11 protein-coding genes are annotated in these 11,665 nt (G+C 71.4%); 10 read left to right on the forward strand and 1 reads right to left on the reverse strand.

Going from position 1 to position 11,665, the window contains the following annotated elements; all coding sequences use genetic code 11:
* The first annotated feature begins 505 nt into the window (after positions 1-505).
* Genes AB0M20_RS09730 through AB0M20_RS09765 form a run of 8 tightly spaced genes read left to right on the forward strand, consistent with a single transcriptional unit; the run spans position 506 to position 7,816 of the window.
* Positions 506-1,717 carry a hypothetical protein gene (locus tag AB0M20_RS09730; protein WP_364296339.1) on the forward strand — a complete coding sequence of 404 codons (1,212 nt, stop codon included), beginning with the start codon at positions 506-508 and terminating at the stop codon, positions 1,715-1,717.
* The gene (locus AB0M20_RS09735; protein ID WP_364296341.1) at positions 1,717-2,394 is read left to right on the forward strand and encodes a LysM peptidoglycan-binding domain-containing protein; all 678 of its coding nucleotides are present in this window, start codon (positions 1,717-1,719) and stop codon (positions 2,392-2,394) included. The genes AB0M20_RS09730 and AB0M20_RS09735 overlap by 1 nt, the downstream gene beginning before the upstream one ends.
* The gene (locus AB0M20_RS09740; RefSeq protein ID WP_364296343.1) at positions 2,387-4,039 is read left to right on the forward strand and encodes a VgrG-related protein; all 1,653 of its coding nucleotides are present in this window, start codon (positions 2,387-2,389) and stop codon (positions 4,037-4,039) included. The genes AB0M20_RS09735 and AB0M20_RS09740 overlap by 8 nt, the downstream gene beginning before the upstream one ends.
* A 35-nt stretch (positions 4,040-4,074) precedes the next feature.
* Positions 4,075-4,437, forward strand: a complete 363-nt coding sequence (locus AB0M20_RS09745) for a PAAR domain-containing protein (RefSeq protein WP_364296345.1) — start codon at positions 4,075-4,077, stop codon at positions 4,435-4,437.
* Positions 4,438-4,442: 5 nt separating this feature from the next.
* Entirely contained in the window at positions 4,443-4,844 is a 402-nt protein-coding gene (locus AB0M20_RS09750) for a GPW/gp25 family protein (RefSeq protein WP_364296347.1), read from the forward strand.
* On the forward strand, positions 4,841-6,799 hold the full coding sequence (locus tag AB0M20_RS09755; RefSeq protein ID WP_364296349.1) for a putative baseplate assembly protein: 1,959 nt from the start codon (positions 4,841-4,843) through the stop codon (positions 6,797-6,799). Before AB0M20_RS09750 ends, AB0M20_RS09755 begins: the two co-directional genes overlap by 4 nt.
* The gene (locus AB0M20_RS09760; RefSeq protein WP_364296351.1) at positions 6,796-7,338 is read left to right on the forward strand and encodes a phage tail protein; all 543 of its coding nucleotides are present in this window, start codon (positions 6,796-6,798) and stop codon (positions 7,336-7,338) included. Before AB0M20_RS09755 ends, AB0M20_RS09760 begins: the two co-directional genes overlap by 4 nt.
* Positions 7,331-7,816 carry a hypothetical protein gene (locus AB0M20_RS09765; protein WP_364296353.1) on the forward strand — a complete coding sequence of 162 codons (486 nt, stop codon included), beginning with the start codon at positions 7,331-7,333 and terminating at the stop codon, positions 7,814-7,816. Before AB0M20_RS09760 ends, AB0M20_RS09765 begins: the two co-directional genes overlap by 8 nt.
* On the opposite strand, the gene AB0M20_RS09770 is transcribed toward AB0M20_RS09765, so the two are convergent.
* Complete coding sequence (locus AB0M20_RS09770; RefSeq protein ID WP_364296355.1) at positions 7,800-9,215, reverse strand: hypothetical protein; 1,416 nt, start codon at positions 9,213-9,215, stop codon at positions 7,800-7,802. The genes AB0M20_RS09765 and AB0M20_RS09770 overlap by 17 nt on opposite strands.
* A gap of 328 nt (positions 9,216-9,543) precedes the next feature.
* Between AB0M20_RS09770 and AB0M20_RS09775 the strand changes: the two genes are divergently transcribed.
* On the forward strand, positions 9,544-10,119 hold the full coding sequence (locus AB0M20_RS09775; protein ID WP_364296357.1) for a hypothetical protein: 576 nt from the start codon (positions 9,544-9,546) through the stop codon (positions 10,117-10,119).
* 7 nt (positions 10,120-10,126) lie between these two features.
* The coding region (locus AB0M20_RS09780; RefSeq protein ID WP_364296359.1) for a hypothetical protein at positions 10,127-11,665 on the forward strand (1,539 nt) is incomplete at its 3' end.

The raw sequence follows: 11,665 nt of genomic DNA on the forward strand, positions 1-11,665 counted from the left end.
GGCCGATCGGGCCGTGGGCGCCCGGCCGCCGGTTGCGACCGCCGGCTCGTCGCGGCCCGGCTTGCCGGTGACCCGGGGCATCACGCTGCGGCGTTCGGCGCTGCGGGGCAACAGCCAACGGGGGCGCGGTGCGCTCTCCCAGCCGCCGGCAAGCGGCCCGGACGTGCGCCCGGGCCACGAGCTCACCATGCGCCCGGCGGCGGCTTCTCCAGTGGTAGGCCAGAGGGGCATCCGCGGTGCGGATAGCCCTGTGGGCTACCACTTCGGGGTGACGACCACCGCGAGCGGAACGTCTGCCGTGAGCCCGGGATCGTCCGGCCGGACCCCTGCGGCTACGGCTACCCGGGGCTCGGCCGGGGGCTCGACCAAGGGCTCGACCGGGGCGTCCACAGCAGACCGTGCGGGGAGCGCGGGTGGAACGGCTGCGGGCGCGGGATCCGCGGGTCCGGCGGGGGCCGGCCTGGTCGTGTCGCGAGCGGCCCGGCCCGGGACGGCCGAGCCGCTGGTGAAGAGGCCGGAGGCCGGGCCGTCGGTCAGCAACCCCCACGCCGTCGGGCACCTGCGGGTGCTCGGGGCCGCGCCGCTGCCGCCCGGCAACGAGCCGGATCCCACCGGTGCGGTGAGCGTGAGCCCGCCACTACGATCCGGCCCGGCGGCCTCCCCACGGCCCGGACCGGGCAACTCGCCCGTGGGGCAGGGCGGGACTCCGGGGGCGCACGTACTCAAGACAGAAAGCCCTCGCCACCGCTGGGAGGAAGCGGTCCGCCACCGGCCGCTCGAAGCGCCCAGGGCGCTGCCGACCGGGCTGCACGCCATGGCGGCCGCGCTCAGCGGACGCTCGCGGCCGCCGCTCTACACGACCGGGCCGAACACCCGGCACGCGCTCGGCGCGGCCGGCGCTCTCGGCGCGACCACCGGCACGGTCGTCCACCTGCCCAGCGCACCCACGCCGGGCCCGTCGGTCTCGGCCGTGCTCGCGCACGAGCTGACGCACACCCGCAACCCGGTGCGGCGCCCCCGGTTCTTCCTCGGCGGCGGACTCTCCTCGCTGCTGGACGACGACGAACGGTCGGCGCTCGCGGCCGGCGCCAAGAGCGCCGTGTCCGGCGTGACGAGCCAGGCGTCCGGGCTGATCGGCCAGGGACGATCGGCGCTGGGCAACGCGACGTCGGCGGCGACCGGGATGATCGGGCAGGGACGAGAAGCGGCGTCCGGGCTCATCGGGCAGGGCCGGCAGGCGCTGTCCGGCGCGCAGGAGACCGCGGCCGGGATCGTCGACCAGCTTCCGGTGGGCGCGGGATTCGGGGCGGTGGGCGACATGGCCACCCGCGCCGCGCGGGCCGCCGTGCTCGAGGCCGGCGCGAGCCCCCTCGCCGCCGCCGGCGGAATGCTCGACCAGGCGCAGGGTTTCGCCTCCGGTGCGATGGACTCCGCCTCCGGGGCGATGTCCACGGTCTCCGGGTTCGCCGACCAGGCGGCCGGCGCGGCCAACGGCCTGGTCGGACAGGCGACGAGCGCGGCGAACGGCTTCGTGGACCAGGCGACCGGCGCTGTCAACGGCGTCGTCGACCAAGCCACGTCCGCCGCGTCCGGAGCGATGAACGCCGTCGCCGGCGCGGCACAGGGACTCGACCCCGACAAGGTCGTGGAAATCGTGGAACAACGCCTGCTGCGCGAGATCGAGCGGCGCGGCGGCCGATGGGCAGGAGTGTTCTGATGACCGCACCCGGCGCGCCCGCGAAGGCCTTCCTCCGCACCGAGAAGAACGTCCAGATCGACTTCCTGTTCAACCCCGCCGAGCTGACGATCAGCAAGTCGAACACCTGGAACGCCTCGGAGAAGAAGGGCGGCAACGCGCCCGAGCTGCGTTTCCAGGGCGGGCAGTCGGGCACCCTGTCGCTGAGCCTGACGCTGGACACCACTGACGAGGGCACGGACGTCACCGATCACACCAACAAGCTGCTCGACCTGCTCAAGGTCGACCCGGGCCTGGCCGGGTCGGACAAGCAGCGCAACAAGGCGCGGCCGCCGTGGGTCGAGTTCCACTGGGGCAAGCTGGCCTCGTTCAAGGCGATCGTGGAATCGCTGCAGCTCAAGTTCACCTACTTCGCCAGCAGCGGCATGCCGCTGCGGGCCAAGGCCGACCTGAAACTCAAGCAATGGAAGGACGAGGCCGCGCTGCCGCTGCAGAACCCGACCTCGCACACCCCGACGCTGGACACCGTGCACCGCCTCGGGCACGGCGAGACCCTGGACCGGGTGGCCGCCAAGCACTACTCGGACTCCACCCGGTGGCGGCTGATCGCCGAGGCGAACAACGTGGTCGACCCGCTCGCGCTCAAGCCCGGCGCGCTGCTGGTCATCCCCGAGATCCCGGTGCGCCGCCGTGCCTGAAGCGGTCAAGCGTCTCGACGGCGTCGTCCTCACGGTGGACGGCCGCCCGCTGGCGCCCGACCTCTACCCGCGCGTCACGCTGGTGCGCGTCGAGGAGTCCGTGCACCTGCCGGACTACTTCGCCATCCATTTCGACGACCCGCATTTCGAGATCTTCGACAAGGGTACGTTCACCATCGGCACCAAGATCGACATTGCCTTCCGGGCCGAGGCGGACCCGGTCGTGGTCAGCGCCGGCGAGGTCACCGCGGTCGCAGTCGAGCCGGGCGCCGCGGGCCGGCACGAGCTCGTGCTGACCGGCTTCGACCTGACCCACCGCATGGCCCGCGAGCCCAAGTCGCGCAGTTTCCAGCGGCTCACCGACGCCGACATCGCGAGCCGCATCGCCGGCGAGTACGGCCTGGACGCCGAGGTCGAGGCGACCGGCGCGGCCCACGAGTACGTGCTGCAGGCCGGCGAGACCGACTACGCGTTCCTGCGCCGCCGCGCCGCCCGGATCGGCTTCTCGGTGTGGATCAGCGACAAGAAGTTCTACTTCAAGAAGTCGCCGCGCGCCTCCGGCAGCCCGCCGAGCCTCAAATACGGCCAGAACCTGTCCCGGTTCACCGTGCGGTTCTCGGCCGCGGAACGCACCGACGAGGTGCAGATCCGCGGCTGGGACCAGCTCGGCAAGGAGGCGATCACGGGTCGCGGCACCGAAGCCGACCTGGGTACCGACGCGCCCGCGGCGCAGGAGATGTCGGACGCCGCCAAGCGTGCGTTCGGCGAGGTGAAGCGCAACGCCGGCCAGTTCCCGGTGACCGACCAGGCGGAGGCCGACGCGCTCGCCAAGTCGCTGCTGCTGCGCGCGTCCGCCGAGGAGGCGGTGCTGCGCGGCGAGGCGGTCGGTGACCCCGCGATCGCGGCCGGCGCGATGATCAAGATCGAGGGCGTCGGGTCACGGATGACCGGCAACTGGCGGGTCACCGGGGTCGAGCACACGTACGGCGCCGGCCGCCCGTACCTGACGAAGTTCATCTGCGGCGGCAAGGAGCCGGGCGGGCTGGCTGACCTGACCGGCGGATCCTCCGCGGGGGAGCAGAAGGGCTGGACCGGCCTGGTCGTCGGCGTGGTCACCAACAACGACGACCCGGAGAAGCTCGGGCGGGTCCGGGTGAAGTTCCCGACCCTGTCCGCCGACGACGAGAGCGCGTGGGCCCGGATCGCCACCCCCGGCGGCGGCAAGGAACGCGGCCTCGAGTGGCTGCCCGAGGTCGACGACGAGGTGCTGGTCGGCTTCGAGCTCAACGACCACACCCGGCCGGTGGTGCTGGGCGGGCTGTGGAACCGAAACGACGCCGTGCCCTCGGTGGACGCGGTCTCCGGCGGCAAGGTCAACCAGCGGCTGCTGGTCAGCCGGAAGGACTCGCGGCTGCTCTTCAACGACGAGGACACACCGCACGTCATGCTCAGCCTGGGCGGCACGCCCTGCCTGCTCAAACTGGAGAAGAGTGAGTCGCAGCTGACCGGCGATCAGAAACTGGTCATCTCGGCCACCAACATCGAGGTCAAGGCGACCCAGAAGCTCGCGCTCTCCGGGGCGCAGGTCGACATCACCGCCACCGGCGCGCTCACCGCGGCCGGCAAGCCGATCAGGTTGAACTGATGCCACAGCCCGCCGCGCGCCAGAACGACCCCGTCATGGGGACGGACACGCACATCCTCATGGTCCCGTCGCCCGGTGGCCCGGTGCCGACCCCGACGCCGCTGCCCTACAGCGGCAAGCTGCTGAGCGCGCTGTCCACCGACGTGTTCATCAACGGGCTCCCCGCCGCCACCAAGGACAGCGTCTCGCAGATGATCCCGCCGCACATCGCGCCGCCGCCCACCACCTTCCAGAAGCCGCCGACCAACCAGGGCAAGGTGGTGCTGGGTTCCACCACCGTGCTGGTCAACGGCAAGGGCCTGGCCCGGGTCGGTGACCAGGTGATGACGTGCAACGACCCGACCGACCTGCCGGTGAGCGCGATCACTGCCGGCTCGTCCGACGTGCTGGCCGGGTGAGCGGGATGAGCGACTTCATCGGCAGCGGCTGGGCCTTTCCCGCGGCGATCAACCGCACCGGATCGGTGCGGCTGGTCACCGGCACCGACGAGGTGGACGCGTCGATCCGGATGATCCTGTCCACCGTGCCGGGGGAGCGGGTGATGCGGCCGGATTTCGGCTGCGCCATGTGGGAGATGCTCTTCGCCCCGCTGACGGCCGGCACCCTGGGCCTGATCGAGCAGATGGTGCGCGAGGCCCTCGAGCGCTGGGAGCCGCGGATCGCCCTGCAGAGCGTGCTGGCCACCGCCGAGCAGGCCACCGGCACCGTGCACATCACCATCGGATACGCCGTCCGCAGCACCAACGACGTCCGCAACCTGGTGTTCCCCTTCTACACCATTCCCACCGAGGAGCCCCAGTCGTGAGCCTTCCCGCGCCCGAGTTGGACGACCGCCGCTTCCAGGACATCGTCGACGAAGCGAAACGGCGGATCAACCGGCTCTGTCCGGAGTGGACCGATCACAACGTCTCCGACCCCGGCGTCGCGCTGGTCGAGCTGTTCGCCTGGATGACCGAGATGACGCTGTACCGGCTCAACCAGGTCCCGGACCGGCTCTACGTGAAGTTCCTCGAGCTGGTCGGCGTCGAGTTGTTCTCCGCGGTGCCGGCCCGCGTCGACCTGCTCTTCCGGCTCACCGCGCCGCGCGAGGACACCGTCCGGGTGCCGTCCGGCACGCAGGTCAGCACCGAGCGCCGCGACGACGAGGAGCCGGTCGTCTTCCTCACCGACTCCGAGCTCTCGATCACCCCGCCCAAGCTGATCTCCTGCGTCACGCACAGCGGTGAGCGCTACTCCGACCACTGGGAGGACCTGCGCCGAGAGGCGTCCTCGGTTCGCCTCTTCCCGAACGTGCGCCCCGACGAGGCGGTCTACTTCGGACTCGCCGAGTCGGCGGCCGGCAACCTGATCCGGCTGGACGTGCAGACCGGCCCGGAGGGCGCCGGCGTCGACCCGCGCCGCCCGCCCCGGGTGTGGGAGGCATGGGACGGCCAGCAGTGGACCTCGGTGCGGATCCTCGAGGACACCAGCGCCGGCTTCAACAGCACCGGGCAGGTGACCCTGCTGCTGCCGGCACGCCACGAGGCGCTGGCGATCGGCGCGAAGCGGGCGCACTGGTTGCGCTGCCGTCTGGTCCGGGCCGAGGAAGGTCAGCCGGAGTACGTGAACCCGCCCGAGCTGGAGTCGCTGTCGGCCGTGGCGCTGGGCGGCGCGATCCCGGCCCACCACGCCGAACCGGCGCCGTCCGAGCTGCTCGGCACCAGCACCGGCCGGCCCGGGCAGACCTTCCAGGTGCGGCGGGTGCCCGTGCTGCCGCGGCGGCACGACGAGACGGTCAAGGTGGTGCTGCCCCGGCGCGAGCGCAGCGGCGAGCCCGAGGAGGAGGAGTGGATGGAGGTCGCCGACCTGGCCGACGCGACCGTCCACGACAAGGTCTACACCTGGTCCGGCGCGACCGGTGAGATCCGCTTCGGCCCGCGCGTGCTCGACCGCGGCGGCCGGGTCTGGCAGCACGGCGCGATCCCGCCGATCGACGCCCAGATCTACGTGACCGGCTACCGCTTCGGCGGTGGCAAGCGCGGCAACGTCGCGGCGGAACGGCTCACCGTGCTGCACACGTCGATCCCGTTCGTCGCCTCGGTGACCAACCTCGACTCCAGCGTCGGCGGGGTGGACGCGGAGACCGTGGAGAACGCGAAGATCCGCGGGCCGCTGCTGCTGCGCGGCGGGCGGCGCGCGGTCACCGCGGAGGACGTGGAGCGGCTCACCCTCGACGCGGCGCCGAACGTCGCCCGGGCCCGGTGCCTGCCGCCGGCCCAGCCCGGCGAGCCGGCCCGGCTGCTGGTGGTGCCCCGCCTGGACGTCGCACCGGAGGACGTCACGCTCGACGACCTCGCCATCCCGGAGGAGCTCGAGGAGCAGATCAAGGCGTACCTCGAGCCGCGCCGGCTGCTGACCATGCGCATCAAGATCGAGCCGCCGCGCTACCAGGGCGTGAAGGTCGTCGCGGAGGTGCGGGCCGGACCGGGCGTGCGCACCGAGACGGTCCGGGAGCGTGCCGAGCGGGCGCTGTACGAATACCTGAACCCGCTCACCGGCGGCCCGAGCGGGCAGGGCTGGCCGTTCGACACCGACCTGCGGCTCGGCGACGTGTACGGCGTGCTGCACGGCTCGTTCGGCGTGCAGGGTGTCGAGGCGGTCCACTTCTTCTCCGCCGACCTGCGCCGCAAGCGCACCCTCGACCAGGTCGAGCAGCGGCTCCGGCTGCTGCCCGAGGCGCTGTTCATGTCGTACGAGCATCGAGTGGTGGTTCAGCAATGACGTGGCTGGTCGATCAGATGCCCCGGGTGATGGCGCAGGACCCGGTGCTTCGGGACTTCGTGTCCGCGTTCCAGGAGGTGGCCGACACCGTCCGCGAACGCATCGACTCGATCGAGCACCAGATGGACACCGGCCTCGCCAGCCCCGAGATGCTCCAGTTCCTCGGCGCCTGGCTGGGCGTCGAGCTGGAACCCACCGACCCGGCCGAGTACCGCCGGTCGATGGTCCGCGAGGTCGGCCGGCTGCTCGGCTGGCGCGGCACCCGGTACGGCGTCGAGGCGCTGCTCGAGGCGGCCACCGGCGCCCGGGTCACGGTCATGGACGTGGGCGGCATCTACGGACGCGACGACACCGTGCCCGCCGAGAACCCGGTGGTGGTCGTGCAGATGGACCACACCGGGCACCTCACCGAGCGGCAGGTGCTCGGCTTCCTGCAGAGCGAGCTGCCGCTCGGCGCGCAGGTGCAGCTCGACGTGCGGTTCCAGCCGGAGACCAAGGCGCAGGGCCGCGCACGCCCGTCCGGAGGCGACAATGGCTAACCGTCAGATGCCCTGCCCGGACTGCGGCTCCCCGGTCCGCCCGCAGACCGACCAGCTGTGTCCCAACTGCGGCTATCCGCTGATGTTCATGCGCGAGGAGCGCAAGGTCGAGGAGCAGCGGGTCGTCCCGCGCCAGCCGGGGGAGAAGGCCGAAGCCACCGGCATGGTGCAGCGCACCCGGTCGTTCCCGACCTCCACCTACGGCCAGACTGCGCCCCCGCCGGTCCCGGCCGGTCAGTTGTCGTGCGTCGGCTGCGGCTATCCCAACGACCAGGCCCGGATCCGGTGCGAGCGGTGCGGGCGGGAACTGCGCGCGGCGAGCCCCAACGCGGTGCGCCTCGGCCCGCCGCCGACCGAGCAGCCGCGCGGCAGCAGGTGGCTGATCTGGCTGCTGATCATCCTCGGCGTCCTCGCGGTGCTCTCCATCGCCGCGGCGGTGATCACGTACTTCTGGGATTCCCTCACCGCAGCGGCGTGAGCACCATCTCGGTCAGCGCCACCGGCGCGGTCGCGGCCCCGTCCTGCGAGCGGGGCCGCACCGTGACCTGCTCGATTCCGCCGCGGGCCTTCGCCTTGTTCTCCGGGACGGAAAGGGTCGGCTCGAGGGTCCGGGAGAGGTCCGCGTAGGTGACCTCCATCTCGAGCGCGTTCTTGGTCACGGGCACCAGCGTCAGCCCGCCGGCCGGCGCGCCCTGCACGAAGTCCAGCAGCATCGGCACGTTGTTGCACTTGGTCGCGTCGTCCGGGTTCGCCGTCGTGAGGAACTTCTTCTGGTCGGCGCCGGGGATCACCGACACGGCGGTCGCGTTCTCGCAGCCGGGCACCGCGATCCCGCCCGGGTCGCCGCTGGCCAGGAAGCCGTCGTTGCGGTAGGCGTCGCTGGCGAGCACGCCGTTCTTGTCCTTGGTCAGATCGATCCGGCGCGGAGCCTGCTCGGTGGCCTCCTCCGACGGCGTCTCGGCGGACGGCTGTCCACCCCCGACCGGCGCCGACGGCTGGCCCTGCGCCACCGACGGCGGCGCCGACGGCTGCTGCTGAGCGGGCGACGACTGCTGCTGCCCCGGCGCGGTCGGTGGGACGACCGGTGTGGTCGCCGCCGCCTCGGCCTTGTCGTCCTTCGCGTTGGACCGCGCGAGCAACAGTGTCGGCACGGCCACCGCGGCGGCCACCACGAGCACAGCGGCGGCGATCCCGGCCACCTTGGCGAACTTGGAGGCGAACCGAGGCCGCTGCTGGAACGTCGCGGTGCCCGTCCCGGGGGTGGCGCCGGGCAGGTCGGGCGTCGCGGTGATGGTCAGCTGGCGCGCCTTCTCCCGGTTCCACGGCAGCGGCGCCTGCACGGTGAGCAGCGCCTGCGCCGAGGTGCCCGGCGGCAGGTCGACCCACCCCGGCTCGAAGGTCGTGGTGACCCGCCGCTCCGGGTCGGTGGCCGCCAGGTAGAGCCGGACCGGAGCGTTGCCCCCGTTGGAGGCCTCCACGGTGTAGCGCCCGGCCCGCCCGCCGGTGACCACCTCGGGCGTCGCCTTGACGGTGATCGACTCGATCGAGGCGAGCTCCATCGGCACCTCGACGCACCGCGACACGTCGTGCCGGTACTTCGACTGGACCAGCGCGCCGAGCACATAGGTGCCGGCCGGGGCGGGCGGCTGCACCGGCAGGCTGATCCGCACGGTGAGGGTGCCCGACTCGGACGGGCGCAGCTTGGCGACATCGGGCTCGATGCGCACCTGCGACCCGTCCGGCAACCCGAGGAACTCGACGCCGTAGTGCTCCACGATGTCACTGGCGTTGCGCACGGTCACATCGAAGGTCAGCGCATCGCCGGGCGACGCGTCGGCCCGCTCGGGCGCCACGGTCACCCGCAGCGGCAGCGTCATCTTTGAGCCCTTTCACCGAAGTTGCGGTCATGCTGTCAAACGCCGCCGCCCCGGACAATGACCCTCGGGGCAGGCTTCCGGCCCTGGCTGCGCCGGGCTCCCGGCGGTGGTCGCCGGCACCGTGCGCGTGGTCGCCCACCGGCAAATGCCTTCATCGCTCTTGAAATCGGCACCATCCGGGCCGACACGGCGGCACGAGAATATCGATATTTGTCCGTTCCATCGCTGATTCAGGACACATAAGGACGGTATTCCCCGCCCCGATAAAGCGATTGTCATTCATGTGTTTCACCGGTGTATCGCCGGGCACTGAGCCGGGCGCAGATCGATGGACGTGTGGATCGAGGAGGTCGCAATGATGGATGCCAAAAGGCGGCGGCGCCGTCAAGGAATCGGAATCGTCCTGGCGGCTCTCGCCTCTGCGGCCAGCGCCTTCACCGTCGCGACAGCGCCCCCGGCCGGTGCGACCAGCCGTGGATCCACGGTGGAGGCCACCATCAACGTCGCCGCCCTGGTGGTGACCAATCTGTGCAATGCCGACGTGGTGAATCTCAGCGGTGACATGACCATCCGCACCACCACGACCCCGAGGCAGAACGGTGGCTACACCGTGCAGTCGACGGCGATCGCCCGGAACCTGAAGGGGACGCGGATCGCCCCGCCGCCGGCGATCGGCTACCGCGGTACGAACGCCGAGAACACATATGCGTACTACGCTCCGCCGCCGTACCCCGCCACTTTCCGGACGGTTCACTACACCGAGCTGGTTCCGCAGGGTAAAGCGCCGCGCATGTATCTGGTGGTGATCATTCGTGAGGTCATCGCCGCGGACGGGACGCCGGTGGTTCCGGTCGTGGAACGCGCCTATCTCGTGTGCAAGCCGCCGTCGCGCGCGGGAAAGTAGGGCCGCCATGGATCGCCAGGAACAATCGTCCGAATTCGACCGTCGAGCGTTCTTACGCCGGGCGGGCACGATCGCCGTCGGCTCGGTCGCCGCACGCGGTATCTACGAGGTCCTCGACCAGATCGCCGGCGGGCCGCCCCGCGCCGCCGCGGCACCGGTGATCCGGCGGTTCCAGGAGCAGTACCTGATCGACCAGGTCGAGGTGATCGTCAACAACGGCGTCACGGTCGCGATCCCGCCGCTGCACAACGACGTGTTCACGGCCAAGCTGAAGGCTGGCGTCTCCTGGACGAAGGCGGCGCTGAAGAGCGCCAAGACGCGGGTCGAGAACGCGGTCGCGAAGGTCGAGGCGCCGTACCCGTCCACCGCGGCCGGGCTGACCATCGTCGTCGGCTGGGGGCTGCCGTACTTCCGGACGTTCGTACCCACGCTGATGAACACCTACCTGCCCGCCATCCCCGGCACGTCGCCGAAGCAGTACGCGGTGCTGGACGCGATCCAGTTCCCGAGTGACCCGTCCGGGCTGGTGCTCGAGGACAACCACGTCATGTTCAAGTTCCGCAGCGACTCCTCGGCGATCGTGAGCGGCGCCGAGCGGGCGCTGTTCGACGACCAGAACAGCGGCGCGTACATCGGTGATCTGTTCGATCTCACCAGCAAGCGCATCGGGTTCCTCGGCCGGGGCTTCGGCAACCCGAGCATCGGCAAGACCCTCGCGCTCGCCGCCGGCGTCCCCGGCGCGGACAGGATCCCGGCGAACTCGCAGCTGATGATGGGCTTCACCAGCACACAGACCCAGGCGCTGGGACCGGACAACATCCCCAGCTTCGAGACCCTGCGCGGGGTCACCGACCAGTGGCCCAACGGGTACTTCGCGGCCGGGTGCGCGATGCACCTGTCACACCTCTACCTGGACCTCGACGCCTGGTACACCAACATGGACGCGGCCGGCTACGCCGACCGCGTGAAGCGGATGTTCTCCGCCCGCACGGCGGTGCCGGCCGATCCGAACACGGTGACCCTGCCGAACGGGCCGGCGCAGCTGTCCACCATGGCCCAGGTCAAGCAGGACGTCGCCAACGGCGGCGTGCTCGGGCACAACGCCCTGCTGCAGCAGGCGACGCGCCTGGCGGCGGTCTCCTACGACAACTACGGCCGCCGCCGCGACAAGGGAACGCCGGTGCCGCTGCGGGAGGACTTCAACACCCTCGACGACCCGTTCGCCTGGGCGCCCGGCGGGGTCGGGCCGACCAACAAGCCCGGCATGCACTTCGTGGCGTTCCTGCCCGGGCACCACCTGTTCCACCGCGCCCGCCTGGCGATGGACGGGATGATGCCGGACGGCACCAACTTCCGGGCCGCGCCGTACAACCTCTCCGATCAGCGGATCGGCATCAACGCCTCCATGCGGGCGTCGCACCGGCAGAACTACGTCATCCCGCCCCGGCGCAACCGCAGCTTCCCGCTGGTCGAGCTGCTACCCCCTGAACCCCCATGCTCCAACAGCAAAAAGGAAACTTTTTGCTGCTTTTCCGACGCTTATTCG

Origin of the sequence: Actinoplanes sp. NPDC051633, from assembly GCF_040681735.1 — a bacterium.
Classification (GTDB): Bacteria; Actinomycetota; Actinomycetes; order Mycobacteriales; family Micromonosporaceae; genus Actinoplanes.

Coding starts and splice junctions, on each gene's coding strand:
- AB0M20_RS09735 (WP_364296341.1), top strand. CDS start 1,717: ATGACCGCACCCGGCGCGCCCGCGAAGGCCTTCCTCCGCACCGAGAAG.
- AB0M20_RS09745 (WP_364296345.1), top strand. CDS start 4,075: ATGGGGACGGACACGCACATCCTCATGGTCCCGTCGCCCGGTGGCCCG.
- AB0M20_RS09750 (WP_364296347.1), top strand. CDS start 4,443: ATGAGCGACTTCATCGGCAGCGGCTGGGCCTTTCCCGCGGCGATCAAC.
- AB0M20_RS09760 (WP_364296351.1), top strand. CDS start 6,796: ATGACGTGGCTGGTCGATCAGATGCCCCGGGTGATGGCGCAGGACCCG.
- AB0M20_RS09765 (WP_364296353.1), top strand. CDS start 7,331: ATGGCTAACCGTCAGATGCCCTGCCCGGACTGCGGCTCCCCGGTCCGC.
- AB0M20_RS09770 (WP_364296355.1), bottom strand. CDS start 9,215: ATGACGCTGCCGCTGCGGGTGACCGTGGCGCCCGAGCGGGCCGACGCG.
- AB0M20_RS09775 (WP_364296357.1), top strand. CDS start 9,544: ATGGACGTGTGGATCGAGGAGGTCGCAATGATGGATGCCAAAAGGCGG.